The following is a 26,929-nucleotide window of genomic DNA, read 5'->3' as shown; positions in this document are numbered from 1 at the left end:
CCATGACAGGGCAGTGGATGAAAATTATAATGACGCAACCTGATCATAACCTAGAAGTTATCCATGCTTCATTCCCATCTGCGCCTGCGCCACCTGCGCTGCTTTCTGGAAACTGCCCGCCTCGGCAGCCTGTCCGCTGCGGCCGAGGCGCTGCATGTCAGCCAGCCCGCCGCGTCCAAGACCATCCGTGAACTGGAGGACATCCTGCGGGTGCAGCTGTTCGACCGCTCGGGCCGCAAGCTGGCGCTGACGCCTGCGGGGCGCGTCTACCAGACCCATGCGGGCACCGCCCTGGCCGACTTGGAGCGCGCGCAGGCGCTGGTGCTGTCGCCCCCGCCGGAACGCCCGCGCCTGCATGTGGGCGTCCTGCCCACGGCCGCAACGGGCCTGGTGCCGCGTGCGGCGCTTGCCTTCCGGGACACCCGCCCGGATGTCCTGCTGGACGTGATGACGGGACCGAACTGGCTGCTGCTGTCGCTGCTGCGCGAGGGGCAACTGGATCTGGTCGTCGGCCGGATGCCGCCGGCCGGCAATACCGAGGGGCTGCGCTTCAGGCGCCTGTACTGGGAACGCGTCGTGCCGGTGGTGCGCGCGGGTCATCCCCTGCTGCGGCAAGGCTGGGACTATGCCGATCTGGCCCGCCATCCGCTGATGCTGCCGCCGGCGGGGGCAATGATCGCAGGGTCGGTTCGAAGCTGGCTGCATACGGTCGGCATCACCGATCCGCAGCCCGCCTTCGAGAACGTCTCGCTGGCCTTCGGGCGCGAGGTCGTGATGCGATCCGACACGGTCTGGTTCATCTCGGAAGGGGTCGTGCGCCCGGAAATCGAGACGGGCACCCTCGTCATCCTGCCGATCCGCAACGAATTGCTGGGCGGCCCGGTGGGCATATCCCTGCGGGACGGCGACGATCCGCGCCCCGAGACGCAGGCCCTGATCGCCGCGCTGGAGGACGCCGCCGTTCAGTAGGGCAGGTCCGTACAGGTCCCGGGCCGGTCACGCCGCGAAAGGATTTCAGCCGTCCGGGATCGGCTTTCGCCCAAACGTCGGCAATGCGACCGCACAAGGCGCGTCGGCTGGTCGGGGCGAAGCGGCGGTTCCGCTGATAAATAAATATCATCCGCCATGGCCGGGGGGAACGCAGCGCAAGGCGCGATTGTTGGAAGGACATCCGATGCCGCGACCCGGTCGCGGCGAACCCAAGGAAGGAGTTTTTCCATGGCCGACAAGACGCTGGACACGCTGTTCCATGAAACGCTCAAGGACATCTACTATGCCGAACGCAAGATCCTGAGTGCGCTGCGCAAGATGGCCCGCGCTGCGCAAAGCGAGGATCTGAAGGCCGCGTTCAAGACGCACGAGGAGGAAACCCAGACCCAGATCGAGCGTCTGGCACAGGTCTTCGAACTGATCGGCAAGCGCCCGCGCGGCAAGACCTGCGACGCCATCGAAGGCATCATCGCCGAGGGCGAGGACATCATTGACGAATTCAAGGGCAGCCCCGCGCTGGACGCGGGCCTTCTCGCCGCCGCCCAGGCGGTCGAGCACTACGAGATCAGCCGGTATGGCACGCTGAAGGCCTGGGCGCAGCAGTTGGGCATGGCCGACGCGGTGTCGCTGCTGGACGAAACGCTGCAGGAAGAATCGGCCACCGACGAAAAGCTGACCGGCCTGGCGGAAGCCGTGATCAACGCGGCTGCCACCGACAAGGCGGTGGCCTGATCCTTCAGGTCTGGGTCTTGCAGGCGGTCCGTTGGCGGGCCGCCTGTTTTCATGTCGCGGCTGCCCGGACCTCGGCCAGAACCCGGCTGGCCACAGCGGCGGTGTGATCCCATCCGGGCAGGTCCTTGCCGGCCCGGCTTGCGCCTTGGGCCAAGCGCCGCCGCAGCGTCGCATCCGTCAGCACCCGGGCCAACGCCCCCCCGGAAGCCGGGGCATCAGCCGGGGGAACCAGCAATCCCGCCTGGGGCGGCACGGTGTCCGGCACGGCACCCGTGCGGCAACTGACGATGGGCAGGCCGCGGACCAGCGCCTCGTCGAAGACTAGGCCGTGGCCCTCGAAGCGCGTGGCCAGCGCGAAGACGGTCGCCTGCGCATACAACCGCTCCAAAGCGTCATCCGTGACCTGTCCCGCCAGCCTGATGCGGGGGGCGACCGGGCTTGCCGCGATCTGCCGTTCCAGGGCTGCGGCATGGGCGCGGTCCCATGCCCTGCCGACAATCACCGCGCGCCAGTCCAGGTCGGCCAAACCCCCCAAGGCTTCGACCAGGATGTCATGTCCCTTGCGAGGGTGCAGGATGCCCACGGACAGGATCAGCGGCGGCGAGACCGGCGACGGTGCCAGTCGCGGACGTTCGACGCCCGGCCGGGCGATGGTGATGCGGTCGGGCGCCACGTCGTAGCGGTCGATCAGGATCGCCCTTGTATGCGGGCTTGGCACCAGGACGTGCCGCACCAGCCGCAGGTTGGCCCGTTCGGTGGCGAACAGGTGGTCGCGCTGTCCGGGCGTCAGCGCCGTTTCCGTCGCCAGCGGGTGATGTACCATCGCCACCAGCGGCGCCCGGATCTGCACCAGCCCGGCAGGGTCGATGGCCCCGAAGACCAGCCCGTCCAGGATCACGGGACGGTCCGCCGGGACCGAGGCCAGGGCGGCAAGCGCCACCGCCATGTCTTGGGCCGAGGGATCGGGAAAGCTGGCGGGCAGTTCCAGGTGCAGCATGTCGTGGCCGATCAGCCGCAGCCCGTCCAGCAGGCGGCGTTCGTACAGATAGCCGCCGGTCAGCGTGGCGATGTCGCCCGGGATCGCGAAGGCGGCGGGGCAGGGGGTCATCCCTCCACCTGCTCGGGGGCGTAAAGGCGCAGCACGCGCCGTTCGATCCAGGCGACGCCGCCATGGCACAGCACCGAGGCCAGCGTCACCAGCACTACCGTCAGCCACAGCATGGTGTAGTCGGACAATGACGCGGACAGCGTCATCAGGTTGCCAAGCCCGCGCCCAGTCGCCAGCCATTCGACAACCGTGACCGCCAGGATCGCGGCCGGGACGCCCATCCGGGCGGATGCGAAGAAGGCGGGCAGCATCGCGGGAAGGCGGACATGCCGCATCTGCGGGACGCGTCCCGCCCCATGGCTGCGCAGGATGTCGAGGATCTGGCCCGGCGCCTGCTGCAGGCCGTGCTGGCAGGCGACAAAGGTGGGAAAGAACACCATCAGCGCGACAAGGGCGATCGTTCCCAAGGCGCCCTGTCCCAGCAGCAGCACGACCAGCGGTGCCGTCGTCACCACCGGAACGGAACGCAGGGCGATGGCCAGCGGCGTCACCAGTCCCGACAGCGCCGGGACCAGCGACAGCGCGACCGCAAGCCCCGTGCCAAGCGCCAGCCCGGCCAGATAGCCCGGCAGGACGAAAACGGCCGTCTGGGCGGCCGCCTGCAGCAGCGCCTGCCATGTCGCCCCGGCATCGGGCGCAAGAAACAGGGCCGCGAACAGGTCGGGCGGGCGCTTGGCGAAGAAGGGGTTCAGGCCAAGGGCCTCCATCCCGCCCCACCACAGGACCAGCGTCGCCCCGGCAAGCAGCACGGCCCGGCCAAGCCGCCTTCCCGCCGATCCCTGCGGCAGGCGCGGCGGCGCCAGGATCACGGGCGGCCGCTCCAGCCGCAGGAAGCGGCCCGCCGCACCCACGCCAAGATAGACGGCGATCGAGACAAGGGCCGCGATGCTGGCCAGGCTCCACAGGGCGGCGGTGTTGAGGTCGCGGATGAAGCGGACGGTCAGCACGCCCATGCCGCGCTCGGCCCCCGTGAACTCGCCCACCATGGCGCCCAGGAACGCCGCCGGGGCTGCGATCTGCATCCCCGCCACCAGATAGGGCAATGCCGCACGGGCGCGCACATGGACAAGCTGCGCCAGGTGGCCCCGGCCAAGGCAGGCGACAAGGTCGATCCAGGCCGAGGGCACGGCCCGCAGCCCGGCCAGCAACGGGATCAGGGTCGTGTAATAGACGGCAAGCGCGGCAAGCACGACCTGCGGGCCGTCGCCCGGTCCCATCATCACGCGCAGGATGGGGCCGGTGGCGATCAGCGGCAGGCAGAAGACGATCAGCGCCAGCCCGGTCAAAAGCCCCAGCACCGGCGGCCACAGCATCGCTGCCGCGACAAGAAGGATCGCGGCCAGGTTGCCCGCCAGAAATCCCCAAGCCGCACTGGCCAGCGTGACGGACAGCGCGCGGCCGACAAGGCCGGGATTGTCGGAAAGCCAGGCCGCGACCTCGGCGGGTCCGGCCAGCAGGAACTGCCCGCCGGTGGCGGTGGCCGCAAGCTGCCACAGCAGCAGCAACAGCAGCACGGGTCCGGCCCGCCGCGCCAGCGCGGTCATTGCGCGGCCAGTGCGGGGTTGTCGCCCACGCCTTGGGCCAGCGCCTGCAGCGCGCGGGCGGCGATGCGCCGGAAGGCAGGGGTTTCGGTCAGCTGCGGCAGGCGGGGATGGGGCAGGGGGACCGGCAGGTCCGCCACGACGCGCGCGGGGCGCGGGGACAGGACGACGATGCGGTCGGCCAGCAGCACGGCCTCGTCGACCGAATGGGTGACAAGCAGGGTGGTCGTGCCCAGCGGCTGCCACAACGGCGGCAAGTCGCGCGCAAGCTGGCGGCGCGTCAGCTCGTCCACCGCGCCGAAGGGCTCGTCCAGCAGCAGCACCTGCGGCCGCGTGGCCAGGGCCCGCGCAATGGCCGCGCGCTGGCGCATACCGCCCGACAGGGCCGCGGGGCGCGTCTCCTGGAAGCCTTCAAGGCCCACCAGCGCGATCAGTTCGTCCACCAGGCGGGGATCGGCGGGCTGCCGGGCCAGCTTGCGGGCCAGCGCGACGTTCTTGCGCAGGGTCAGCCACGGCAGCAGCGAGGGGTCCTGGAACGCCATGGAGATCACGCCGCGCCTGGCCTGCTGGACAGGGGGCAGCCCGGCGATGCCGACCGTTCCCGTCGTGGGCCGGTCCAGTCCCGCGACCAGCCGCAGCAGCGTGGACTTTCCGCAGCCCGACGGCCCGATCAGGGCGGTCGTCCGGCCCGCCTCGAAGCGCAGGTCCAGCGCATCGACGGCCGCGACGCCATTGTCGTGGATCTTCGTCAGTCCGGCGCAGGTGATCGAAAGCGACGCGCTATCCGGCATGGACGTCTTCAAGGATCGAGCGGTCCCACAGATCCCGCGTCACCGTCCGGCCGAGCAGGGACAGGATGCGGATGTTCTCCTCGACCGTCTCGTCCGTCCACCAGCCGAATCCGTGGGCATCGGTCAGGTCCGAAAACATCAGCGGCACCTGCCGCCGGGCCTGAAGCTGCTGGGTGGGCAGGTCCATCCCGGCATCGGGGAACATCCTGACGGTCAGTTCTGCCGCCGCGTCGGTGTCGGCGCGACAGGCGTCCCAGCCGCGAGCCTCGCCCGCCATCAGGGCCACCAGTTCCTTGCGCCGGGTGGCGAGGCTGTCCACGGTCGCCACATAGGTCTGCGACTGAAGCGCATAGCCGTGGTCGGCCATCAGCATCGTGTGCGCCTCGATGCCCTGGATCGCCATGGCGACCGGCAGGTCGGTTTCCCAGCACAGCAGCCCGTCGACCTGCCCCGCGACCAGGGGTTGCGCGGAATACTGGGTCGGCACGATCTGCACGGCCGCGATATCCACGCCGTTCAGGCTGCACAGGGCCTGCAGGACGGGGGTGTTCGAAACCGCCATGCCGATCCGCTTGCCGGGCAGGTCGGCGGGCGAGGCGATGGGATTGTCCGCCAGCGAGGCGATCACGAAGGGGTTCTTCTGCATCGCCACGCCGATGATGCGGAAAGGGGCACCCTGCGCCACGGCAGCCGCCGCGTAATCGGCCGCCGAGATCCCGACCAGGGCATTGCCCGCCACGACCGGAGGCTCCACCGGGGCGTTCGGGCCGCCTTGCAGCAACGAGACCTCGAGCCCCGCCTCCCGCCACCAGCCCCGGTCCAGCGCGATATAGCTTCCCGCGAACTGCACCGAATGAAGCCATGACAGTTGCAGCGCGACCGGCACTTGGGCCCAGGCGGCTTGCGCGCGAAGCCCGGCAGAGGCGGCAAGGCCCGCCGTCGCACCGAGGAAGTCGCGTCTGTTCATCCGGTCGAATGTCATGGGGCGTGTCCAAGGGCAAGGGCGCGGGCGCGCAGGGCGGCGATGTCGATGGCGAAGGACCAGGCCAGCGCGACGGCCGCGCCGCGCGCCAGAAGGATCGCGGCGTCCGGCGGCAGGTCGGGCACCTGCAAGGCGATCAGGGCCGCGATCTGCAGCACGCAGATCAGCTTGCGGCGGCGGCTGGGCGCCAGATCGCCGCGCAGCCAGGGCCAGACCCGGCCAGCCAGAACGAAGGCATAGCGGATCAGGCCCAGGACCAGCACCTCGGCCCCGACGGATGTGCCCGCGAGTGCGTGAAGCGACAGCATCAGCGCCAGCGCCGCATCCACCTCGATGTCGAAGCGCGCCCCGAAGCGAGAGGTCAGGCCGCTGCGCCGCGCCAGCCAGCCGTCGGCCCCGTCCAGGACCAGTGCGACCGTTGCCACGAACGCGATGGCGTATCCTGCGGCATGGCCGTCCGCCAGCGGCATCAGAAGGGACGCGACCAGGGCCGCGCGCGCAAGCGTCGTCGCGTTGCAGGCGCCCATCCGGGGATGGGGATAGCTGCGGTCCATGCACAGGGCCACAAGGGCCGCGGCCAGCAGGAACGCGCCCGATGCCGCAAGCAGGGCCGGGAGAGAGGTCTGGAAGACCGGTCGCGTCGCGGCGATCAGCGCCATGCAGGCCAGCGCGCAGAACCCCAGCCGAACGCGGATCGCATCCCGCGTGTCGGATGGCGCGAGCCGGTCGCCTGGGGTCGGATGATCGCGCATAAACAAAGACTAATCGGCCCGCGACATGCGTCAAGCGGCGATTTGAAGCCCTGTTCAAATGACGGCGATCCCGGTATCATCGCCCGAGGGGTTCGCATCATGCCAGAGCGCTTGCCACGCTACAGACCGCCCGCCCGATGGTTGCATTGGATCACCGCCGCCGCCGTGCTGACGATGATCCCCGCCGGGCTGGTCATGACCCAGGAAGGACTGGCGCGGCCGGTCCAGGATGCGCTGTTCCTGTTTCACAAGAACCTCGGCACGCTGCTGATCCCGGTGATCCTTGTGCGGCTGGCCTATCGCCTGACGCATCGCCCGCCGCCCCTGCCAGAGACGGTTCCCGCCTGGCAGCGACGGGCCGCGGCCGTGTCCCATGTGATGCTGTATGTCCTGCTGGTGGTGATGCCGCTCAGCGGTTTCGTGCGGGTGCGCGCGGGCGGCTATCCGATCGAGCTTCTGGACCGCCTTGGCTTCGGGCCCTGGATCGGCAAGACGCCCAAGCTGGCCGATGCCGCCCAGGCGCTGCACGCCACGGCGGCCTTTCTGCTGATCGCGGTTCTGGCGATCCACATCGGCGCGGCCCTGCAGCACGCCCTTATCCGCCGGGACGGGGTATGGTCCCGGATGTGGCCGGGTCGGGGCTGACCAGCCGCGCCTGGCGCAGCGCGGCAAGATCCGCGCTGCCGGTGCAGAAGCAGGCCGTGCGAAGCTGCCCAAGCACCACGGCCAACTGGCGTTCCAGCGCCTCGGGCCCATCGATGGCAGAGGCCAGCACCGCGCCCGCCAGCGACACAACGTCGGCGCCCAGCCGAATCGCACGGGCGGCGTCAAGGCCGGTGACGATGCCGCCGGACCCGATGATCGTCGCATCGGGCGCTGCCTGCCGCGCGCCCCGGATGGCCCGGGCGGTGGGGATGCCCCATCCGGCAAAGCAGGCGGCGATCTGGGCGGCGGCACGGTCGGGGGCGCGCGCCGCCTCGACCCGCGCCCAGTCGGTGCCGCCCGCGCCCGCCACGTCGAAGACCGTGACGCCCTCGGCGGCAAGGCGGGTGACGACGGGGGCGGAAAGGCCCGCGCCGACCTCCTTCACGACGACAGGGACGGGCAGGGCGCGGGCAAGCGCGCCGATCTTTGCGGCAAGGCCGCGCCAATCGCGGTCGCCTTCCGGTTGGACCGCCTCTTGCAGGGGATTCAGGTGCAGGATCAGGGCGTCGGCGCCGATCGCCTCGAGGGCGCGCATGGCCTGGTCGCGGCCGAAGCCGCGGTTCAGCTGGGCGGCGCCGAAATTGGCCAGGATCGGGATGTCGGGGGCCAGTTGCCGCAGGCTGCCATCCAGACCCGCGGCGCTTCCCCCCTCGATCATCACGCGCTGCGATCCGACCGCCAGGGGCAGGCGCAACTGCTGGCACACCTGGGCCAGCGCGCGGTTGATCGCGCCGGCACGGCTGGGTCCGCCGGTCATCGACCCGATCATCACCGGCGCGCCGATCCTGTGACCCAGAAAATCGGTGGACAAATCGACGTCATCCCATGAAACTTCGGGAAGGGCGACGTGTTCGAATATGACCGCCTCGAGCCCGGTCGTCACCGTCGCGCCTGCCTGTCCGGCAAGCACGACATCCAGATGCTGTTCCTTGCGCGAGGTAAGTGTGAGATCGGAAATCTTGTCTTTCCCAAGCGAAGGGTCGGGATGGGTCATGTTTGGCAGCCCTTGTCGTTGCGCGCTGACCTGTTCGGCGCAGCGCCAGCCCTGAAGGACCAGTTTTCATGCACCCACAGGCAATAGACAAGTCGAACGCCGCGACCCGCCATCCCGATGCACAGGCGGGCTTCGTGCGCCAGCTTGACCTGCGGATCACCCACCACCTGTCGCAACTGTCGCCCGCGCCCGCCCGCCTGGTCGAGGCCGCGCGCGACGCCATGTCCAGCGGCAAGCGGCTGCGCCCCTATCTGCTGCACCTGGTGGCCGGCGACGCGGCCGACGGCGACGCGGTCCTGGACATGGCCGTGGCGCTGGAGATGGTCCACACCGCATCGCTGATCGTCGATGACCTGCCGTCCATGGACAACGCCCTGCTGCGGCGGGGCCGGCCCACGACCCATGCCCAGTTTGGCGAGGCGACGGCGATCCTGACCTCCATCGGCCTGTTGAACCACGCGATCTCGATCGCCAACGGCCTGGACGGGCTGGAGGACGGCCAGCGGCGCGCGCTTGTCGCCATCCTGTCCGGGGTCATGGGCTGGCAAGGCCTGGTGGCGGGGCAGGAACTGGACCTGAACGGGTTCTCGGATGCGGACGGGGCAAGCGGCGCCCTAGACCGGATCACCCGAATCAACGCGCTGAAGACCGGCGCCCTGCTTTGCGCCGCCGTCGAGGCCGGGGCGATCCTGGGCGGGCAGGCGGATGACAAGCGCAGCCTGCTACGCCGCTTTGGCGAGGATCTGGGCCAGGCCTTCCAGATCGCCGACGACCTGATCGACATGCTGTCCGACAGCGCCGCCACCGGCAAGGATTGCCACCAGGACATCGGCAAGGAAACCTATCTGGCCGTCTATGGCGCCGACGAGGCGCTGCGCCGCTGCCGGGCTCTGCTTGCCTCGGCGGACGAGGCCCTGGTCGGCGCGGGGCTGACCCCCGATCCCTTCCGCAGCATGATCGACGCGATCTTCACCCCCATGCTGGACCGCGTGCCGCAGGCCGCACCCAAGGCAGGCGCCGCCCGGTGAGCTGGCTTGGCCCGCTGCCGATCACCTTGGGCACCGTCGCGGCGATGGAGTTCATGGCCTGGTGGACGCACAAATAGGTCATGCACGGCTGGGGCTGGCACAAGTCCCATCACGAGCCCCATGACGGCGGATTCGAACTGAACGACCTTTACGGGGTGTTCTTTGCCGCAGCATCCATCGCGCTGTTCTGGTGGGGGCAAAGCTGGTGGCCCGCAATCTGGCTGGGGGCGGGCATGACGCTGTATGGCGTGCTGTATTTCATCGCCCATGACGGGCTGGTCCACAAGCGCTGGCCCTTCACCTATGTCCCGCGCAAGGGCTATCTGAAGCGGCTGTATCAGGCGCATCGGCTGCACCACGCGGTCGATGGCAAGGACGGCTGCGTCAGCTTCGGCTTCATCTATGCCCCGTCGGTGCCGACGCTGGTCAAGCAGCTTGACGGCAACAGGAAGGCGCGCCTACGGCCGAGTATACATCCCGTCGCGGCTGACGGGCACCGCGCCGCGCCGCGGTGACAGGATCGTGCCTGCCGCGGCCTTGGCGGCCAGCCGCAGTTTCTCGTTCTTGGTCGTGGACAGGCGCCCGTTCCAGGCGTCCGGTCCCGTGGTCCGAAGCTTCACGCCGATCTGGCGATAGATGTTGCGGGCGGCGGCGATCGCCAAGGCAGGGCGGCGGGGCAGGGCCGCGATGCCGACATCCGCGCTGCGGTAGTAAGTTTCGGCCTCGTCCAGCAGGCGCAGGGCGACGCGGTGCAGCGCCGCACGCTGTAACAGATCGTCGGGGTCAATGGCGTCGATCCCCTCAGCAGCCAGCAGGTCGCGCGGCAGGTAGGTCCGCCCGATCCGCGCGTCGTCGATGACGTCACGGGCGATGTTGGTCAGCTGGAAGGCCAGCCCCAGGTCGCTGGCGCGGTCCAGCACGGGTTCGTCCCGGGCGCCCATGATCCGCGCCATCATCACGCCCACCACGCCCGCGACGTGATAGCAGTAGTCCAGCAGGTCGCCCAGGCTGTGGTAAACGCGGCCCTCCACGTCCATCGCGAACCCGTCCAGCAGTTCATCGACATGCCGGTGCGGAATGTCGCGCGCGGCCGTCACCCGCGCCAGTCCGGCATAGACCGGGGCCGCCGCATCGCCCCGCAGGGCGCGATGGGTCAGGTCGCGCAACTCGGCCAGCCGCGCGGCGGGGTCGTGCGCGGCGCCGTTGGCGAACCCGGCTTCCTGCCCGTCGATCACGTCATCCGCGTGGCGGCACCAGGCATAGAGCATCACGCAATCCTCATGCATCCCGGCAGGCAGGAACCGAGAGGCCATGGCGAAGCTTTTCGACCCCACGGCGATGGATTGCCGGGCCTGGTCCAGGGTCGTGTCGGTCATGCGTCCTCCAGCATCAGCGAGGCGGTGGCTTCGGCCGATCCCACCACGCCGGGGATGCCCGCGCCGGGATGGGTGCCCGCGCCGACGATGTACAGGTTGCCCAGCCGGTCGTCGCGATTGTGGGGGCGGAACCAGGCGCTCTGAGTCAGGATCGGCTCGATCGAGAAGGCCGAGCCCAGATGCGCGTTCAGTTCCGACCGGAAGTCCAGCGGCGTGAAGTGTCGCACCGTCATCAGGTCGCGCCGCAGGTGGGGGATATACCGCGCCTCAAGGTAGTCGAGGATACGGTCGCGGTAGATCGGCCCCTCGCGCTCCCAGTCTAGGTCCACGGTGCCCAGATGCGGAACGGGGGCCAGGACGTAATAGGCGCTGCATCCTTCCGGCGCGAGGTCGGGGTCCGTCACCGAGGGCGCGTGCAGGTACAGCGAGAAGTCGTCGGCAAGATCGCGGCCCGCGAAGATCTGGTTCACCAGCTCGCGATAGCGGGGGCCGAACAGGACCATGTGGTGGCGCAACTCGGGGCGCAGGCCGCGCAGACCGAAATAGATCACGAACAGCGACATGGAATGGCGCTTGGCCGCCAGCCGCTCTCCCTTCGCATCGCCCAGCAGCTTGCGATAGGTGTGGACCACGTCGGCGTTGCTGGCGACCATGTCGAAGGGATGGCGCTGCCCGCCCGCGTGGATGGCGGTGGCACGGTTGCCTTCCGTTTCGATGCGGTCCACGGGCGCGTTCAGGTGGATGGTACCGCCAAGCTCCTGGAACAGCCGCACCATGCCCGCGACCAGGGCGCCGGTGCCGCCCTTGGCGAACCAGACGCCGCCCTGCCGTTCCAGCGCATGGATCAGCGCATAGATCGACGATGTGGAGAACGGGTTGCCGCCCACCAGCAGCGTGTGGAAGCTGAAGGCCTGCCGCAGGTGTTCGTCCTTGATGTGGCGCGCGACCATCGAATGGACCGATCGCCAGGCCTGCAGCCGCGCCAGTTGCGGGGCGGCGCGGATCATGTCGCTGAAATGCAGGAAGGGGACGGTGCCCAGCTTCTCGTAACCCTCGCGGTAGACGTCGCGCGAATAGGCGAGGAAGCGGCGATAGCCCTCGACATCGGGGGGGTTGATCGCCCGGATCTGGCGTTCGATCGAGTCCTGGTCGTCGGCATAGTCGAAGACGGTGCCGTCCTCCCAGCAGAGGCGGTAGAAGGGATCGACCGGCAGCAGGGTCACGTGCTCGGCCATGTCGCGGCCCGACAGGCGCCACAGCTTCTTCAGGCAGTCCGGGTCGGTGATGACCGTGGGACCCGCGTCGAAGGTGAAGCCCGCGTCGTGATAGACATAGGCGCGCCCGCCCGGCTTGTCGCGCTTTTCGAAGACGGTCGTGGCGACGCCCGCGCTTTGCAGGCGGATGGCCAGCGCCAGCCCGCCCAGGCCCGCGCCGATCACGGCGGCCGTCTTGCCGGAAGAGGATGTCATGCAGGTCGTTCCTTCAGGGTATCAGACAGGCAGCGCAGCGCCTTGGAGACCGGCACGGGCGGGCGTCCGGTCAGGATGCGCGCCTTGTCGGCCAGGGTGCTTTGCCCGGCATAGAAGCGTTCGATCAGGGGTTCGGGAAGGCGATAGAACCGCTCCATCACCCGGCGGCGTTCGTCGGGGGCGGCGGCCTCGAACAGCATTCGCGACAGCAGGCGATAGAAGCCCTGCGCCCGGGCGTCGGCCAGCGAATCGCGTCGCAGCGCATGGGCCACGGCGCGTGGTCCCTGTTGCCAATGCCGCGCGATCAGGTCAGCGCTGCGCACGGCATGGGGCAGGCTGTAGCCAGTCAGAGGGTGGAACCGCAGCGCCCGCAGGCCGATGGCAGGAATGTCGGGCATGTCCTTCCAGAAGGCGTCGGCATCGAAGCGCAGCGTGATCGGCAGGACGCCGGTTTCCTCGCGCTCGACCGCCGCGATTTGCCAGCCTTTGGCCGCAACATAGTCGGCAATGGCCGTGCGCTGCCGGTCCGCGGACAGATGGGCCGCGTCGGAATAGAAGGTGTCCTCGACCAGCAGGCGGGTGTCGTCGAAGGGCAGCAGGTAGAAGAAGCGATAGCCGTCCTGTTGCGGGACGGTGGCGTCCATGATGACCGGGCGGGTCAGGCCGTGGGGCGCGGCCAGGCGGATCTCCTGTCCCAGGAACTTCTGGAAACGTACCTCGATGGCCGGATGGGGCCGGAAGCCGCGCGCGTCGATGGCGACCCCGGCCTCGATCCGCCGACCGTCCGACAGCGTCACGCCCTGCGGGTCCATGAAGGCCACCCTGGCGTTTAGAACGGTGATGTTCGGCAGGCCTGCCACGACCGCCCCGAGGCTGTCGGCATCCAGCGAGGCATAGCCCGACCGCAACTGCCGGGCGTGGCCGGGGAACCGCACGTCCTGCCCGTCCCAGGTCCGCCGGATCGCCGGGGCAAGCCATGCCCGCTGCGCCGCGTCGATGTCGCCGTCGTGGAAGGACCAGGTGTGCCCCGTCAGCGGGTCGGGGCGCTGGTCGATCAGTAGCACGCGCGCGGCGGGCGCAACCCGCAGCGCGGCCAGAGACGCGGAAAGACCCGCGCCCGCGATGGCGATGTCAGGGGAAAGCGTTGTCATATTCCGTTGATCTTGTGGCCCCTTGTCACCGCGGACGGCACCCTTACTGTGGCAACGATGAAAGACGAGAACCGTTCCGCCGCCCCGCCCCTGCTTGAACGATCCGCCACCCCGCCTCTGGTTGCAAGCACTTTGCCGCGCCTGCGCGGCAGGGGCAGGCAGGCGGCCCTGTTCATCGTTCTGGCCCTGGCCGCGAAGCTTGCGTTCCTGGCGATCCTGCAGCGACCCTTGGGCTGCGACTGCAACCAGATCTGGGCCTTGCCGGGCGATGTCCGGCTGAACTCGCGCACGGTGCTGGACCCCTACAGCCTGCTGCACATGATCTTCGGCGCGGTGCTGGTCAGGCTGGTCCGGTGGAAGCGGCCCGACTGGCCCTTCTGGACGCTGATGGCGGCGGTGATCGTCAGCAGCACCCTGTGGGAGATGGTCGAGAACCTGCCCTTCAGCATCGAGATGTTCGGCTATTCCGCGGGCGATCCGCTGGCCTATCACGGGGACAGCATCGCCAATTCGATGGCCGACACCCTTGTCGCGGCGCTTGGCGCGCTGCTGGCGTTGCCCTTGGCAGGGTGGCTGGTCGCGGCCATCGCCATTGCGGCAGAGCTTTTGCTGTCGTTCTGGATGGGCGACGGGTTCGGGATCACACTGTGGCGTGCCTTCTTGGGGTGACAAGGGCCTCGATGGCGTCAACGGCGCTGGCCGCGCCACCCCATGTCCGGGCCTCTGCGGCAAAATGCCGCGCCCTGTCGCGATAGCCGGGATCGTTCAGCACAGTGCCGACCGCAGCCGCGATCCGCGCGGTGCCGCGCTGCCAGGGCTGCAAGCGAAGGCCCGCGCCGCAGCGGGCGATCCGCGCGCCGACGCCCGGCTGGTCGTGGGTCAACGGAAGGGCCAGCATCGGCAGCCCGGCATTCAGGCATTCCAGCGCGGTGTTCAGCCCGGCATGGGTCACGCACAGGTCGGCCCGTTCCAGAACCGCCTGCTGCGGCACGAAGGCGCGGACCCAGTCGGCGGGGATTGCCCGCGCTTGTTCGTCCGTCAGGCATCCGGCATGGGACACCAGCACCTGCGCCCCGGCCCGCCTGCAGGCCAGCGCGATGCGCGACAGCAGCCCCGCGCGATGCCCCTGCAGCGTGCCCAGCGAGGCATAGATCAGCGGCCGTCCCGGTTCCGGCTGGATGTCGGCCGGGAAAGCCTCTGCCGCCTGGCCGCGCCGGAAAGGGCCAAGCTGCAGGATATGGCCGCCATCGGCCGGGCGGGGATAGTCGAAGCCCGGCGCCATCTGCGACAGCGTCAGATCGCGCGACAGGCAGTCCTGCAGGCGCCGGATGTCGCCCAGGTTCCAGGCACCGGCCCAGCGGCGGATGACCCGCGACTGCGGCGTCATCAGCAGGTCGGCCACCCGTTCGCCGCCCGCGTTGCGGCGCAGCCCTTCGGCGGTGATGTCGTGGGGCCAGCCCAGGAAAGGCAGGGGGATGCCCGGTTCGGGGTCCATGGGGACCGCGCAGGCGACCGAGACCAGCGGCACGCCAAGCGCGCGCGCCAGCAGGCCGGACGCAGGCTCCATCTGGTCCCCCAGGATCACGTCGGGGGACAACTCGCGCAGCACCGCCTGGGCGTCGCGGCACATGCGGTCGGTGCGCCGCGCGCCCGCCACGATCTCGGCCAGAAGGCGGCGCGGCTGGGGGCGGGCAGGGAGACCGGGCAGCGTGGCCTGCGCGACGCCGCCTTGCAGGGCAACACCCGGTTCGGTCAGGATGGTCGCCCCGTGTCCCCGGCAGGTCAGTTCGCGGGCCAGCGCCTCGAAGGCGCGCAGGTGGCTGGGCAGGGGCGGGGTGATCAGGACGGCGCGCATGAAGCCTCGGCGTGGTGTGTTCCGCCTGTCGTGCCATATCCGCCGCCGGGTTGCACTTGTGCTTTCACCCCGCTTTCCGTCAGGGTGACGGGGAAGGAGGGCCAGGGGTGCCGGTCAAGCTGATCATCTTCGACTGCGACGGCGTGATCGCCGACAGCGAGGTCCTGTCGGCCTCGGTCCTGATCGACCGGCTGGGAGCGCTGGGCATCGCCGTGACGCCCGATGACGTCCGCCGCGACTTCCTAGGCCGCAGCTTTCCCACCGTCGCCACGACGATCCGCCAGCGCTTCGGCAACCCGCTGCCCGCGGAATTCGAGATGGACTATCGCACCCGCCTGCTGGAACGTTTCGCGGCCGAGTTGCGTCACACGCCCGGATTCATGGCGATGCTGGACGGGCTGTCGGTGCCAAGCTGCATCGCCACGTCCTCCAGCCCCGAACGGGCCGGGCGGACCTTGCAGGTGCTGGGCCTGGCCGACCGCTTCGCGGGCCGTGTCTTCACCGCCAGCCAGGTCCGCCGCGGCAAGCCCGCGCCCGACCTTTTCCTGTTCGCGGCGGACCGCATGGGCTGCGCGCCTGCCGACGCGCTGGTGATCGAGGACAGCGCCCCCGGCATCGCCGCGGCCCTGGCCGCCGGAATGCGCATCCTTCACTATGCCGGGGGCGCGCATCTGCGCGGAACGGACCCGATGGTCCTGCCGGACGGGGTGCAGTCCTTTGACAACTGGACCGATTTTCCGCAATTGTTGACGGATCAGCCGGAAGGAGCCGATATCCCGTGAACGCCTCGCGACCCACCTTCGATGCCGTGCGGCTGGACGATGCGGCGCGGGCCGGATGGCTGTATTACGTCGCGGGCAACACGCAGGACGAAATCGCCCGCAAGCTGGGCGTCAGCCGCCAGTCGGCCCAGCGGCTGGTGGCCATGGCCGTCAGCGAGCGGCTGATCAAGGTCCGGCTGGACCATCCGATCGCGCGCTGCATGGATCTGGCGGGCGCGCTGTCGGACCGCTTCGGCCTGATCTTCTGCGAGGTCGTGCCCTCGGACCCGGCCGCGCCGGACCTGCTGACCGGCATCGCCATCGCGGCGGCGGCGGAACTGGAAAAGACGCTGAAATCGCCCGAACGGCGAATCATCAGCCTGGGAACCGGCCGCGCGCTGAAGGCCACGGTGGAACAGCTTCCCCGCATGTCCTGCCCGCAGCATGTGGTCGTGTCCCGGCTGGGCAACATGATGCAGGACGGCTCGGCCTCGCCCTATAACGCGACGATCAGCCTGGCGGAACGGATCGGGGCGCCGCATTATCCCTATCCCCTGCCGGTGCTGGCGCGCGATCCCGCCGAACTGGCCGCCATGCGCGGGCAGGAAGCCGTGCGCAACACCATCCGCCTGTGCGAGGAAGCCCATCTGTCGCTGGTCGGCATCGGCCAGATGGACCGCAGCGCCCCCCTGTTCGTGGACGGCTTCGTCAGCGCGGCCGAGATGGACGAGCTTGCAGCCCTGGGCGCGGCCGGAGAGATCACAAGCTGGGTTTATGACGCGGGCGGCCAGTTGATAGACTGCGCCTTCAATGCCCGTGTGGCTTCTGCGCCATTGCCGCGCGCGGCGGACCGCCCGGTGATCGCCGTCGCCTCGGGAGAGGCGAAGCTTCCCGCGATCCGGGCCGCCCTGGCCGGGCATCTGGTCAACGGGCTCATCACCTCGGAAGCCACGGCCGAACGTCTGCTAGCCGGCTGATCCCGCCAAATCCGCAGAATGAAATTGCCGCTTTGGCGGAACGAAAGCCCGTGTCAAACTTTCCAGATTGACAGGAGCCGGATGCTTTGTGAGTATTTGCCCGTCGCTATGGCAAATGCCCAGACGACTAGGGAGGATAGCATGACAATGACCATTCGCGCCCTGCTGGGCGCGACGGCGCTGTGCGCCACCGCCGGCATCGCAGCCGCGCAGGACAACGTGACCCTGACCATCGCCACCGTGAACAACGGCGACATGATCCGGATGCAGGGCCTGACCAGCGAGTTCACCGCCGCCAATCCCGGCATCACCGTCGAATGGGTGACGCTCGAGGAAAACATCCTGCGCGAGCGGGTGACCACCGACATCGCCACGCAGGGCGGGCAGTACGACATCCTGACCATCGGCACCTACGAGGTTCCGATCTGGGCCAAGCAGGGCTGGCTGGTGCCGCTGGAGTTCGACGCCGACTATGCCGTCGACGACCTTGTCCCCGCCGTGCGCGACGCGCTGTCGGTCGATGGCAAGCTTTACGCCGCGCCCTTCTATGCCGAATCGGCCATGGTGATGTATCGCACCGACCTGGCCGAGGCCGCGGGCGTGACCATTCCCGAAAGCCCGACCTGGACCGACATCATGAACGCCGCCAAGGCGATGACGGACAAGTCCAAGGAACAGTACGGCATCTGCCTGCGCGGCAAGCCCGGCTGGGGCGAGAACATGGCCTTCCTGACCGCCATGGCCAACAGCTATGGCGCGCGCTGGTTCGACACCGACTGGAAGCCGCAGTTCGACAGCGCCGAATGGAAGGCGACGCTGACCGACTATCTGACGCTGATGAACGAATACGGCCCTCCCGGCGCGTCGTCGAACGGCTTCAACGAGAACCTGTCGCTGTTCCAGCAGGGCAAGTGCGGCATCTGGATCGACGCCACGGTGGCCGCCAGCTTCGTGACCGACCCGGCCAATTCGACGGTGGCCGACAAGGTGGGCTTCGCGCAGTTCCCCAACAAGGAAGGCGTGGACAACCACGGCAACTGGCTGTGGGCCTGGAACCTTGCCGTGCCGACGTCCTCGGACGCGCAGGACGCGGCCAAGACCTTCATCGCCTGGGCGACGGGCAAGGGCTATACGGAACTGGTGGCCAGCAAGGAAGGCTGGCGCGCGGCGCCTCCGGGCACGCGGACCTCGCTGTACGAGAACGCCGAATACCAGAAGGAAGCGCCCTTCGCGGCGATGACCCTGACGGCGATCAACGCGGCCAACACGCAGAAGGCCTCGGTCCAGGACATCCCCTATACCGGCGGGCAGTTCGTGGCGATCCCGGAATTCCAGGGCATCGGCACGGCGGTCGGCCAGCAGTTCTCGGCCGCGCTGGCGGGCCAGATGTCGGCGGATGACGCGCTTGCGGGCGCACAAGGCAACACCCTGCGCGAGATGACCCGCGCCGGCTACGTCAAGTAACAAGTCGCCCTTTTGCCTGTAGCGGCGCCGCCCGTCCCTCCTCTGGGCGGCGCCATCCGGGGCAGCGCCCCGCAGCCAAGGGAGTTTCCGCCATGGCCACCCGCCAGACCCAAGGGCTTGCCCGTCTGATGCGCGCGCCGGCGATCATCCTGCTGTTCGTGTGGATGATCGTGCCGCTGTGCATGACGCTGTATTATTCGTTCCTGAACTACAACCTGCTGAACCCGGGCATGACCAGCTGGGCGGGGTGGTTCAACTACCAGTATTTCTACACCGACCCTGCTTTCTTCGAGTCGATCAAGAACACGCTGGTCCTGGTGCTGGGCGTGCTGTTCATCACCGTGGTCGGCGGCACCTTCATCGCCATGCTGATCGACAAGCCGATCTGGGGGCAGGGGATCGTGCGCATCCTGGTGATCAGCCCGTTCTTCGTGATGCCGCCGGTGGCCGCGCTGATCTGGAAGAACATGATCATGCACCCGAGCTATGGCGTGCTGGCGGACGTGGCGCGCTTCTTCGGGGCAAGTCCGGTGGACTGGTTCGCGCAGTATCCGCTGACCTCGATCATCCTGATCGTGGCCTGGCAATGGCTGCCCTTTGCCACGCTGATCCTGCTGACCTCGCTGCAATCCTTGGACACGGAACAGATGGAGGCGGCCGAGATGGACGGCGCGCCCGCCGTGAGCCGCTTCCTCTACCTGACGCTGCCGCACATGGCCCGCGCGATCACGGTCGTCATCCTGATCCAGACGATTTTCCTTCTGGGCATCTATGCCGAGATCCTGGTCACGACCAACGGCGGCCCCGGCTTTGCCTCGACCAACCTGACCTTCCTGATCTACCGCGCCGCGCGCCTGAACTTCGACATCGGGGGCGCCGCGGCGGGGGGCATCATCGCCGTCGTGCTGGCAAACGTGATCGCCATCTTCCTGATGCGCGCCGTCGGCCGCAACCTGGACTGAGGGGGAACACATGGCACGCGCAGTCACCCGGAACGCCAAGATCGGCTGGACCATCGCCGCATGGTTCGTGGCCCTGCTGATCTTCTTTCCGATCCTTTACACTATCATCACCAGCCTCAAGACGGAACAGGAGGCCATCGCGGGCTTCGATCTGCTGCCCTCGTTCACGCTGGAAAGCTACCAAACGGTCCAAAGCCAGAACAACTATGTCCGTCCCTTCCTGAACTCGGTCATCCTGTCGGTGGGATCGACGATCCTGGCGCTGATCGTGGCGATCCCGGCGGCCTGGGCGATGGCCTTCTCGCCCACGAAGCGGACCAAGGACATCCTGATGTGGATGCTGTCCACCAAGATGATGCCCGCCGTGGCGGTGCTGGTGCCGATCTACCTGATCTTCCTGCGCACCGGGCTGATGGACACCCGCATCGGGCTGACGATCCTGCTGATGCTGATCAACCTGCCGATCGTGGTCTGGATGCTGTATACCTATTTCCGCGAGATCCCGGGCGAGATCCTGGAAGCCGCGCGGATGGACGGCGCCAGCTTGCGCGACGAGATCCTGTATGTGCTGACGCCCATGGCGGTGCCAGGCATCGCGTCCACGCTGCTTCTGAACATCATCCTGGCCTGGAACGAGGCGTTCTGGACGATCCAGCTGACCACCACCAATGCCGCGCCCTTGTCGGCCTTCATCGCCTCCTTCTCCAGCCCCCAGGGGTTGTTCTGGGCGAAGCTGTCGGCGGCCTCCACCATGGCGATTGCGCCGATCCTGATCCTGGGCTGGTTCAGCCAGAAGCAACTGGTCCGAGGCCTGACCTTCGGCGCCGTGAAATAAGGGGAACACACGATGGGACAGATTACCCTGCAAGGCGTGGCCAAGCGGTTCGGTGAGGTCGAGGTCATCCCGCCCTTGGACCTGAGCATCGATGACGGCGAGTTCGTGGTCTTCGTGGGCCCCTCGGGCTGCGGCAAGTCCACCCTGCTGCGCCTGATCGCGGGGCTGGAGGACGTGAGCGGCGGGCGCATCCTGATCGACGGGGCGGATGCGACCGACGCCTCGCCCGCGAAACGCGGGCTGGCGATGGTGTTCCAGTCCTATGCGCTCTACCCGCACATGTCGGTCAGGAAGAACATCGCCTTCCCGATGAAGATGGCGGGCGTGCCGCAGGCTGAGCAGAACCGCCGGATCGAGGCCGCGGCCAAGGCGCTGAACCTGACCAACTACCTGGATCGCCGCCCCGGCCAGCTGTCCGGGGGCCAGCGCCAGCGCGTCGCCATCGGCCGCGCCATCGTGCGCGAACCGGCGGCCTTCCTGTTCGACGAGCCGCTGTCGAACCTGGACGCCGCGCTGCGGGTAGGCATGCGGCTGGAGATCAGCGAGCTGCACAACCGCCTCAAGACCACGATGATCTATGTCACCCACGACCAGGTGGAAGCCATGACCATGGCCGACAAGATCGTGGTCCTTCAGGCCGGCCGGATCGAGCAGGTGGGATCGCCGCTGGAACTCTATCACCGCCCCCGCAACGTGTTTGTCGCGGGCTTCATCGGCAGCCCCCGGATGAACCTGTTCTCGGGCGCGCCCGCCGCCGAATACGGTGCCCAGACCATCGGCGTGCGGCCCGAGCATATCCGCATCTCGGCCACCGAAGGGAAATGGAAGGGCCGGGTCGGCGTCAGCGAACACCTGGGCTCCGACAGCTTCTTCTATGTCGAGGACACCGGCCTGGCCGAGACCATCACCGTCCGCTCCACCGGAGAGGTCAACCTCCATCACGGCGATACCGTCTGGCTCACCCCGGACGAAGACAAGATCCACAAATTCGACACGAACGGAGACCGCATCTGATGCGACGACTGGACGGCAAGCGCGCGCTGATCACCGGCGCGGCGCGCGGGATCGGACTGGAGTTCGCCCGCGCCTACATGGCGGAAGGCGCCCGCGTGGCGATCTGCGACATCAACATTGACGCGGCCCGGCAGGCGGCCGAGGGCTTGGGCGATGGCGCCATCGCCGTGCGGCTGGACGTGACCGACCAGTCCTCCATCGACGCCTGCGTGGCCGAGGTCGAGGCGGCCTTCGGCGGCATCGACATCCTGGTCAACAACGCCGCCCTGTTCACCGCCGCGCCCATCGTCGAGATCACCCGCGCCGACTATGATCGCATCTTCGCCGTCAACGTCCAGGGCACGCTGTTCATGATGCAGGCCGTCGCGCGCGGCATGATCCAGCGCGGCCAGGGCGGCAAGATCATCAACATGGCGTCCCAGGCCGGCCGTCGGGGCGAGGCCCTGGTGGCCGTCTATTGCGCCAGCAAGGCCGCCGTGATCAGCCTGACGCAATCGGCGGGACTGAACCTGATCGAACACGGCATCAACGTGAACGCCATCGCGCCCGGCGTGGTCGATGGCGAGCATTGGGATGGCGTGGACGCCTTCTTCGCCAAGTACGAAAGCAAGGCCCCCGGCCAGAAGAAGAAGGAAGTGGGCGAGGCCGTCCCCTTCGGTCGCATGGGCACCGCCGCCGACCTGACCGGCATGGCGATCTTCCTGGCATCAAGCGAAGCCGACTACATCGTCGCCCAGACCTACAACGTCGATGGCGGCAACTGGATGAGCTGACGCCCATCCCTCAAGAAGAAAGGTTCGGCCATGGCCGTTTCACTGAACGCATCCGCCCTGCATGACCTGCCTGACGCCGTGGGCCGCCCCGGATACGACCGCGCGGCGCTGCGCCCCGGCATCGTCCATGTCGGCGTCGGCAACTTCCACCGCGCCCACATGGCCTATTACCTCGACCGCCTGTTCGACATGGGCGAGGGGCAGGACTGGGCGCTGATCGGCGCGGGAGTGCGTCCGGGCGACGCGGCCATGCGCGACCGGCTGGCCGCGCAGGACTGGCTGACCACCGTGGTCGAACTGGACCCGAACGGGCTGAACGCGCGCGTGATCGGGTCCATGGTCGATTTCGTCCCGGTCGATCCGCAGGCGGTGATCGCCGCCATGGCCGACCCCGCGATCCGCATCGTGTCGCTGACGATCACCGAGGGCGGATACTATGTCGATGCCAAGACCGACGGCTTTGACGCGGCCCATCCCGACATAGCCCATGACGCGGCCAATCCGGATGCGCCGAAGACCGTCTTCGGCATGATCCTGGCCGCGCTGCGCCGGCGGCGTGACGCGGGGGCAGAGCCCTTCACCGTCATGTCCTGCGACAACCTGCCGGAAAACGGCCATGTCTGCGAACGCACGGTGACGGAACTGGCGCAACTGTCCGACCCGGCACTGGCGCAGTGGATACGCGCCAACGTGGCCTTTCCGAATTCCATGGTCGATTGCATCACCCCCGCCACCTCGGACCGCGAACGGGCGCTTGTCAGCGACCGCTTCGGCATCACCGATGCCGCGCCCGTGGTCTGCGAGCCGTTCCGCCAGTGGGTGCTGGAGGACAACTTCCCCCAGGGGCGCCCGCCGCTGGAAAAGGTCGGCGCCGAATTTGTCGAGGACGTCAGCAAGCACGAGCTGATGAAGCTGCGCATCCTCAACGGCGGGCACGCGGCCATCGCCTATCCCTCGGCGCTGCTGGGCCATCACTTCGTCCACGACGCCATGGCAGACCCGCAGATCGCCGCCTGGCTGCGCGCGCTGGAAACGCGCGAGATCGTTCCGACCCTGCAGCCGATCCCCGGCGTCAGCTATGACGACTACCTGGACCTGATCGTCAGCCGCTTCGCCAACCCCGAGGTGGGCGACACGATCCCGCGCCTGTGCCTGGACGGGTCGAACCGCCAGCCCAAGTTCATCCTTCCCACGCTGGCCGACGCGCTGAAGGACGACCGCGACATCGAGGGCCTCGCGCAAGAGGTCGCCTTCTGGTGCCGCTATTGCGAACGCACCGACGAGGCGGGGAATGAGATCGCGCCCAACGACGACAACAGCGACGCCCTGCGCGACCATGCCATCGCCTCGCGCGCCGATCCGCTGGCCTTCCTGGCGAACGAGACGGTGTTCGGTCCCCTGGCCACCAATCCGCGTTTCCAGGAAGCCTTCGCACGCAGGCTGAAAATCGTGCAGGAACAAGGCGTCCGGGCCGCGATCGACAGCTATCTGTCGGGAAGCTGACAGGAAAACCGGCCCGAAAGGGCCAGTTTTTCATTGCGGCAGGATCAGGGTCGCAGCGTCTGGATCGTCACATAGCCCAAGTCTGGCCCGATCCACTGGCGCGACACGGCGATCTGCCCGCCTTGCACCATGTAGCTGTTCTGGAAGCTGGCGCCGTGGCCTTCGCAGCTTTCAACCGTCACGCCCGGCGCAGGGCCTGCGCCCACGGTGCAGGCGAACTGCAGCGGCCGTTCCACCCCGTCGCCCGCGAAGTAGCGCATCACGCGGGTGCCGCTGCCTGACGCGCCGGCGCGGATCAGCCCTTCGGTGCCCGGTTCGGCCACGGACAGGTCATGGCCCAGGCCGCGCGTACCGACCAGCATTCCGCCGCGCAGGATCAGCGCCTCCTCGGCGGGGGTCATGAAGGTGCGCATGGCGCCGTTCTGCCCGGTCATCGCCATCACCTGCGTGCGGCCCAGGCCTTCGAAGCCCGCCTGGATCAGCGGGCCGGGATTGACGCGCAGCGCCTCGGCCGCGGCTTCCTCGGGCGATTTGGCGGGTGCGGCCGGCTGATCCGCGGCGCGGCGCTGTGCCACCGCCTGACCGGCGGCCTGGGCCAGCACGCCCACCCAGCCGTTGCCTTCGCTGTCGTTGCCGCAGCCCGCAAGGCCGGCCACCAGGGACGCCGCCAGCGTGATCTTCAACGTGCCGTTCATCGCCAGAACCTCCCCCAGCCTTCATAGAGTTTGACGGAATGGCTGTCCCGAACGTGGTTGTACAGGCGATCCCGGACGTTCAGCTGCGCACCGCCATCGCGCGACAGCGACCGCAGGTTGGCGTCCACCCGCTCGCGCGAGGGCTGCCCGGTCGCCCAGCCAAGCGGGATCGACAGCGTGACGCCCTTGTCGAAGCTCCCCTCGCCGAACTCCTCGGCCGAAAGGTCGGTCTTCGTCGCATAGGCCCCGATCCGCCAGCCGTTCGCGAATTCTCGGGTCAGCGTCAGCGTCGCGCCCTTGTCGCCGGCCAGATACTTGCCGACATCAAGCTGCGCCGTGAAGCCTTGGGCGAATTCGTAATAGGCCGAGACATGGCCCATCGTGACCTCGTAGTCGCGGAAGTCGAACAACTGGTCGAAGTCGCGCTTCTTGACGTGGTTGATCTCGGCCCCCAGGGCCAGGGCCGAATTGGCGGGCTTCCACAGCACCTCGGTCGAGACGCCGCCATAGGCGCGTTCCAGCAAGCCGGTCGTGACGCGAGTATAGACGGCGGGGGTGGGCTTGGCATACCAGGCCAGCGTCAGTTCCGGGATCACCGGGTCGCTGTTGCCGGTATACATGCGCGTATCGGACCGGACCCGCGGCACGCCTTCGGGCGTGGTTTCCAGCGACGGATCGGCCAGATATTCCTCGGGCGTGTAGTGTTCGCCGCGTTGGCCGGGGATGCCGGGGCCGCGTTGGTCGATGTTGCCGAAGGCCCGCTGGCGCAGGGCGCCGGTCAGGACCAGGCCGGGGGCGATCTCGTAGCTGGCGCGCGCCTCGGCGCCGACCTCGTGGGTCACGCCATCCTCGGCGCTGAAGATGCCCAGGTCCCAGTAGGGTTTGATCGACCAGCGGAAGCGCGGATAGACGCCTTCGCTGCGCACCAGGCCCGGCGCGCCCGTGGGCGCGTCCGACAGGGCGGATGCGGCGGCGATCTGGCCGGCCTCGGTGTTCTCCAGCCGCTCGACATCGGCGCGGCGGACGGTGACCGATGACGTGGGCACCCCGTCGGCGGTCGAGGTGATGACGAAGGTCTCGACCGACGGCGGCAGGGCGCGGGACATCAGCCGCGCGGTGCGGCCGATGGCCTCGGCCTGGTTGATGAAGCGGCCGTTGCGCAGCCGGACCTCGGCCCGGTTCGCGGACAGGGCCATGCTTTCCAGGGTCTGGCCTTCCTTGGCCATCGCCTCGCCAAGGGCGGTCTGGATGGCGGGCTGCGCGGTCGGGTCTTGGGCCCAGACACCGGACCAGCCATCGGGATCGGCGGCGGGTGCCGGGCGCGGGCGCACCGGCGCGGGCGCCTTTTCCAAGCCCGAGGGGTAGGGTGCCTGGCGCGGGTTCAGCGCGATGGTGAATTGCGCGCCGATGGTTTCCCCGCCGATCGCGTAGACGCCCGCCTCGTAGTTCTGGCCGAAGCGGTAGAAGGCCGCAAGGTTCAGGCCGCTGCCGGGCTCCTCGCCCTGCTGGAACACCTGGCCGCTGCTGTATTTCGCGACATAATCCTCGTTCGAATATTCCGCGACAAGGCTCAGCCGGTCGTTGACCTGCCAGCTGACCGAGGCGAAGGGCTTGGCGCCACCCCGGAACCAGTCGTCGGCATTCGGCGTGCCGCCTTCGTCGTTGATGTCGATGGTGCGCGGCTTGCCCGCCAGAACGCCCCAGCCCAGACCGGCCGAGACCCGGACGCTTGGCGTCACCGATTTGGTGGCGACGATGTATTCGCCCGAATAGACGCCGGTCCCTAGGAAGTCCTGCAGGCCCACCGCCACGGCGGGACGCCAGCCCTGTTCATCCAGCACCTGGTAGCGCACGTCCAGCGACCGGTCCGAGATGTAGCCGTCGTTGCGATAGTCGTTGATGCCGTCCACGCGCGAATAGCGCAGCACGGTCGTCAGCCCCGGCAGCGCCTGAAACACGACGCTGCTGCGCCGGCCATAGTCCGACCATGACACCGTCGCGCCCAGCGTGCCGTCGGGCAGCGTTTCCGCCGTGGGCGTATCGATCCCGCCGGGCAGGCCATAGGTGGACATGTTCCGGCCATACATCGGCTCGGCCACCGCGGTCGAGCTGACCGATCCCAGCACCAGGGCAACGGGCAGGGTGGTCGCCAACAGGCGTCCTGTAAGGGGGGATCGGCGCATGGGTGGCGTGTCCTCGTTCTGCTTTTGGCCGGATCATAGACAGAAACCGTCCCCCTGACAGCCCGGTGACGCAACTTGGTGGACAAGGTGCGTCATGGCTGCCGCAGGGGCGGTCAGACCGTCATTCGGCGGGTTCGGTCGTGGTCGTGCCAGAGGCCGGGGCCGCCGGGGTGGCGGGGGCAACGGGAAGCCGCGGCGTCGCCGGAGTCCCGGCATCGGCCGGTGCTTCGGCCGGTGCTTCGGCGGGCGCGGTGCCGGTCGCGGGCGGGGGCGGCAGATCCGCCGTGC

26 protein-coding genes are annotated in these 26,929 nt (G+C 68.6%); 14 read left to right on the top strand and 12 right to left on the bottom strand.

Going from position 1 to position 26,929, the window contains the following annotated elements; translation table 11 throughout:
• Positions 1 to 63 precede the first annotated feature (63 nt).
• Entirely contained in the window at positions 64 to 969 is a 906-nt protein-coding gene (locus tag J0F76_RS08260) for a LysR substrate-binding domain-containing protein (protein ID WP_207467792.1), read from the top strand.
• 249 nt (positions 970 to 1,218) lie between these two features.
• Positions 1,219 to 1,722 (top strand): YciE/YciF ferroxidase family protein, encoded by a 504-nt coding sequence (locus J0F76_RS08255; RefSeq protein WP_207467790.1) that lies wholly within the window; start codon positions 1,219 to 1,221, stop codon positions 1,720 to 1,722.
• A gap of 49 nt (positions 1,723 to 1,771) precedes the next feature.
• Here the strand turns inward: J0F76_RS08255 and J0F76_RS08250 are convergent, their stop codons facing one another.
• From J0F76_RS08250 to J0F76_RS08230, 5 genes are read right to left on the bottom strand one after another with little or no spacing between them, the layout of a single operon-like run.
• Positions 1,772 to 2,830, bottom strand: coding sequence for a glycosyltransferase family 4 protein (locus J0F76_RS08250; RefSeq protein WP_207467788.1), 1,059 nt, complete (start codon positions 2,828 to 2,830; stop codon positions 1,772 to 1,774).
• Positions 2,827 to 4,374 (bottom strand): ABC transporter permease, encoded by a 1,548-nt coding sequence (locus J0F76_RS08245; RefSeq protein WP_207467786.1) that lies wholly within the window; start codon positions 4,372 to 4,374, stop codon positions 2,827 to 2,829. The genes J0F76_RS08250 and J0F76_RS08245 overlap by 4 nt, the downstream gene beginning before the upstream one ends.
• A complete protein-coding gene (locus J0F76_RS08240) occupies positions 4,371 to 5,162 on the bottom strand; it encodes an ABC transporter ATP-binding protein (protein ID WP_207467784.1) in 792 nt (263 codons plus the stop codon). Before J0F76_RS08240 ends, J0F76_RS08245 begins: the two co-directional genes overlap by 4 nt.
• Complete coding sequence (locus J0F76_RS08235; protein ID WP_242690074.1) at positions 5,152 to 6,129, bottom strand: ABC transporter substrate-binding protein; 978 nt, start codon at positions 6,127 to 6,129, stop codon at positions 5,152 to 5,154. Before J0F76_RS08235 ends, J0F76_RS08240 begins: the two co-directional genes overlap by 11 nt.
• 11 nt (positions 6,130 to 6,140) lie before the next feature.
• Entirely contained in the window at positions 6,141 to 6,896 is a 756-nt protein-coding gene (locus J0F76_RS08230; RefSeq protein ID WP_242690073.1) for a CDP-alcohol phosphatidyltransferase family protein, read from the bottom strand.
• Between the two features lie 141 nt (positions 6,897 to 7,037).
• On the opposite strand from J0F76_RS08230, the gene J0F76_RS08225 reads away from it, so the two are divergent.
• Positions 7,038 to 7,541: a cytochrome b gene (locus J0F76_RS08225; protein WP_242690072.1), complete on the top strand. Its 504-nt coding sequence runs from the start codon at positions 7,038 to 7,040 to the stop codon at positions 7,539 to 7,541.
• Here J0F76_RS08225 and fni read toward each other — a convergent pair.
• On the bottom strand, positions 7,492 to 8,595 hold the full coding sequence (gene fni, locus J0F76_RS08220) for a type 2 isopentenyl-diphosphate Delta-isomerase (protein ID WP_207467771.1): 1,104 nt from the start codon (positions 8,593 to 8,595) through the stop codon (positions 7,492 to 7,494). The genes J0F76_RS08225 and fni overlap by 50 nt on opposite strands.
• Positions 8,596 to 8,663: 68 nt before the next feature.
• Between fni and J0F76_RS08215 the strand changes: the two genes are divergently transcribed.
• Together J0F76_RS08215 and J0F76_RS08210 are read left to right on the top strand one after the other, a co-directional pair.
• Positions 8,664 to 9,623, top strand: a complete 960-nt coding sequence (locus J0F76_RS08215) for a polyprenyl synthetase family protein (protein ID WP_207467769.1) — start codon at positions 8,664 to 8,666, stop codon at positions 9,621 to 9,623.
• An 80-nt stretch (positions 9,624 to 9,703) separates the two neighbouring features.
• Positions 9,704 to 10,138 carry a sterol desaturase family protein gene (locus J0F76_RS08210; protein ID WP_207467767.1) on the top strand — a complete coding sequence of 145 codons (435 nt, stop codon included), beginning with the start codon at positions 9,704 to 9,706 and terminating at the stop codon, positions 10,136 to 10,138.
• On the opposite strand, the gene J0F76_RS08205 is transcribed toward J0F76_RS08210, so the two are convergent.
• Genes J0F76_RS08205 through crtY form a run of 3 tightly spaced genes read right to left on the bottom strand, consistent with a single transcriptional unit; the run spans position 10,082 to position 13,619 of the window.
• Complete coding sequence (locus J0F76_RS08205) at positions 10,082 to 10,999, bottom strand: phytoene/squalene synthase family protein (protein ID WP_207467765.1); 918 nt, start codon at positions 10,997 to 10,999, stop codon at positions 10,082 to 10,084. The genes J0F76_RS08210 and J0F76_RS08205 overlap by 57 nt on opposite strands.
• Entirely contained in the window at positions 10,996 to 12,468 is a 1,473-nt protein-coding gene (locus J0F76_RS08200; protein WP_207467763.1) for a phytoene desaturase, read from the bottom strand. Before J0F76_RS08200 ends, J0F76_RS08205 begins: the two co-directional genes overlap by 4 nt.
• Entirely contained in the window at positions 12,465 to 13,619 is a 1,155-nt protein-coding gene (gene crtY / locus J0F76_RS08195; RefSeq protein ID WP_207467761.1) for a lycopene beta-cyclase CrtY, read from the bottom strand. The genes J0F76_RS08200 and crtY overlap by 4 nt, the downstream gene beginning before the upstream one ends.
• A 57-nt stretch (positions 13,620 to 13,676) precedes the next feature.
• Between crtY and J0F76_RS08190 the strand changes: the two genes are divergently transcribed.
• Positions 13,677 to 14,288, top strand: coding sequence for a DUF2585 family protein (locus J0F76_RS08190; protein ID WP_207467754.1), 612 nt, complete (start codon positions 13,677 to 13,679; stop codon positions 14,286 to 14,288).
• Here J0F76_RS08190 and J0F76_RS08185 read toward each other — a convergent pair.
• Complete coding sequence (locus J0F76_RS08185; protein ID WP_207467746.1) at positions 14,260 to 15,474, bottom strand: glycosyltransferase; 1,215 nt, start codon at positions 15,472 to 15,474, stop codon at positions 14,260 to 14,262. The two genes, J0F76_RS08190 and J0F76_RS08185, sit on opposite strands and share 29 nt — an antisense overlap.
• 107 nt (positions 15,475 to 15,581) lie before the next feature.
• Here J0F76_RS08185 and J0F76_RS08180 point away from each other — a divergent pair, with 107 nt between their 5' ends.
• From J0F76_RS08180 to J0F76_RS08145, 8 genes are all read left to right on the top strand, one after another.
• On the top strand, positions 15,582 to 16,256 hold the full coding sequence (locus J0F76_RS08180) for an HAD-IA family hydrolase (RefSeq protein WP_207467744.1): 675 nt from the start codon (positions 15,582 to 15,584) through the stop codon (positions 16,254 to 16,256).
• The gene (locus J0F76_RS08175) at positions 16,253 to 17,212 is read left to right on the top strand and encodes a sugar-binding domain-containing protein (RefSeq protein WP_207467742.1); all 960 of its coding nucleotides are present in this window, start codon (positions 16,253 to 16,255) and stop codon (positions 17,210 to 17,212) included. The genes J0F76_RS08180 and J0F76_RS08175 overlap by 4 nt, the downstream gene beginning before the upstream one ends.
• A 141-nt stretch (positions 17,213 to 17,353) precedes the next feature.
• Complete coding sequence (locus J0F76_RS08170; RefSeq protein WP_207467741.1) at positions 17,354 to 18,676, top strand: ABC transporter substrate-binding protein; 1,323 nt, start codon at positions 17,354 to 17,356, stop codon at positions 18,674 to 18,676.
• A 92-nt stretch (positions 18,677 to 18,768) separates the two neighbouring features.
• Positions 18,769 to 19,638 carry a carbohydrate ABC transporter permease gene (locus J0F76_RS08165; protein ID WP_207467739.1) on the top strand — a complete coding sequence of 290 codons (870 nt, stop codon included), beginning with the start codon at positions 18,769 to 18,771 and terminating at the stop codon, positions 19,636 to 19,638.
• 10 nt (positions 19,639 to 19,648) lie between these two features.
• On the top strand, positions 19,649 to 20,473 hold the full coding sequence (locus J0F76_RS08160) for a carbohydrate ABC transporter permease (protein ID WP_207467737.1): 825 nt from the start codon (positions 19,649 to 19,651) through the stop codon (positions 20,471 to 20,473).
• Positions 20,474 to 20,485: 12 nt separating this feature from the next.
• On the top strand, positions 20,486 to 21,487 hold the full coding sequence (locus J0F76_RS08155) for an ABC transporter ATP-binding protein (RefSeq protein ID WP_207467735.1): 1,002 nt from the start codon (positions 20,486 to 20,488) through the stop codon (positions 21,485 to 21,487).
• Entirely contained in the window at positions 21,487 to 22,260 is a 774-nt protein-coding gene (locus J0F76_RS08150; RefSeq protein WP_207467733.1) for an L-iditol 2-dehydrogenase, read from the top strand. The genes J0F76_RS08155 and J0F76_RS08150 overlap by 1 nt, the downstream gene beginning before the upstream one ends.
• Positions 22,261 to 22,290: 30 nt before the next feature.
• Positions 22,291 to 23,763 (top strand): mannitol dehydrogenase family protein, encoded by a 1,473-nt coding sequence (locus J0F76_RS08145; RefSeq protein ID WP_207467731.1) that lies wholly within the window; start codon positions 22,291 to 22,293, stop codon positions 23,761 to 23,763.
• Positions 23,764 to 23,807: 44 nt separating this feature from the next.
• Here the strand turns inward: J0F76_RS08145 and J0F76_RS08140 are convergent, their stop codons facing one another.
• Entirely contained in the window at positions 23,808 to 24,458 is a 651-nt protein-coding gene (locus J0F76_RS08140) for a YjbF family lipoprotein (protein WP_207467729.1), read from the bottom strand.
• Positions 24,455 to 26,611, bottom strand: coding sequence for a YjbH domain-containing protein (locus J0F76_RS08135; protein WP_242690071.1), 2,157 nt, complete (start codon positions 26,609 to 26,611; stop codon positions 24,455 to 24,457). Before J0F76_RS08135 ends, J0F76_RS08140 begins: the two co-directional genes overlap by 4 nt.
• Positions 26,612 to 26,929: the final 318 nt, after the last annotated feature.

Source organism: Paracoccus fontiphilus (assembly GCF_017356265.1).
Classification (GTDB): Bacteria; Pseudomonadota; Alphaproteobacteria; order Rhodobacterales; family Rhodobacteraceae; genus Paracoccus; species Paracoccus fontiphilus.
This window is presented reverse-complemented; position numbering and strand designations above follow the sequence as displayed.

Coding starts and splice junctions, on each gene's coding strand:
- J0F76_RS08230 (WP_242690073.1), bottom strand. CDS start 6,896: ATGCGCGATCATCCGACCCCAGGCGACCGGCTCGCGCCATCCGACACG.
- J0F76_RS08205 (WP_207467765.1), bottom strand. CDS start 10,999: ATGACCGACACGACCCTGGACCAGGCCCGGCAATCCATCGCCGTGGGG.
- J0F76_RS08150 (WP_207467733.1), top strand. CDS start 21,487: ATGCGACGACTGGACGGCAAGCGCGCGCTGATCACCGGCGCGGCGCGC.
- fni (WP_207467771.1), bottom strand. CDS start 8,595: ATGACCCATCCCGACCCTTCGCTTGGGAAAGACAAGATTTCCGATCTC.
- J0F76_RS08145 (WP_207467731.1), top strand. CDS start 22,291: ATGGCCGTTTCACTGAACGCATCCGCCCTGCATGACCTGCCTGACGCC.
- J0F76_RS08240 (WP_207467784.1), bottom strand. CDS start 5,162: ATGCCGGATAGCGCGTCGCTTTCGATCACCTGCGCCGGACTGACGAAG.
- J0F76_RS08235 (WP_242690074.1), bottom strand. CDS start 6,129: ATGAACAGACGCGACTTCCTCGGTGCGACGGCGGGCCTTGCCGCCTCT.
- J0F76_RS08250 (WP_207467788.1), bottom strand. CDS start 2,830: ATGACCCCCTGCCCCGCCGCCTTCGCGATCCCGGGCGACATCGCCACG.
- J0F76_RS08170 (WP_207467741.1), top strand. CDS start 17,354: ATGACAATGACCATTCGCGCCCTGCTGGGCGCGACGGCGCTGTGCGCC.
- J0F76_RS08255 (WP_207467790.1), top strand. CDS start 1,219: ATGGCCGACAAGACGCTGGACACGCTGTTCCATGAAACGCTCAAGGAC.
- J0F76_RS08190 (WP_207467754.1), top strand. CDS start 13,677: ATGAAAGACGAGAACCGTTCCGCCGCCCCGCCCCTGCTTGAACGATCC.
- J0F76_RS08260 (WP_207467792.1), top strand. CDS start 64: ATGCTTCATTCCCATCTGCGCCTGCGCCACCTGCGCTGCTTTCTGGAA.
- J0F76_RS08200 (WP_207467763.1), bottom strand. CDS start 12,468: ATGACATCCTCTTCCGGCAAGACGGCCGCCGTGATCGGCGCGGGCCTG.
- J0F76_RS08215 (WP_207467769.1), top strand. CDS start 8,664: ATGCACCCACAGGCAATAGACAAGTCGAACGCCGCGACCCGCCATCCC.
- J0F76_RS08165 (WP_207467739.1), top strand. CDS start 18,769: ATGGCCACCCGCCAGACCCAAGGGCTTGCCCGTCTGATGCGCGCGCCG.
- J0F76_RS08140 (WP_207467729.1), bottom strand. CDS start 24,458: ATGAACGGCACGTTGAAGATCACGCTGGCGGCGTCCCTGGTGGCCGGC.
- crtY (WP_207467761.1), bottom strand. CDS start 13,619: ATGACAACGCTTTCCCCTGACATCGCCATCGCGGGCGCGGGTCTTTCC.
- J0F76_RS08210 (WP_207467767.1), top strand. CDS start 9,704: ATGCACGGCTGGGGCTGGCACAAGTCCCATCACGAGCCCCATGACGGC.
- J0F76_RS08245 (WP_207467786.1), bottom strand. CDS start 4,374: ATGACCGCGCTGGCGCGGCGGGCCGGACCCGTGCTGCTGTTGCTGCTG.
- J0F76_RS08155 (WP_207467735.1), top strand. CDS start 20,486: ATGGGACAGATTACCCTGCAAGGCGTGGCCAAGCGGTTCGGTGAGGTC.
- J0F76_RS08160 (WP_207467737.1), top strand. CDS start 19,649: ATGGCACGCGCAGTCACCCGGAACGCCAAGATCGGCTGGACCATCGCC.
- J0F76_RS08185 (WP_207467746.1), bottom strand. CDS start 15,474: ATGCGCGCCGTCCTGATCACCCCGCCCCTGCCCAGCCACCTGCGCGCC.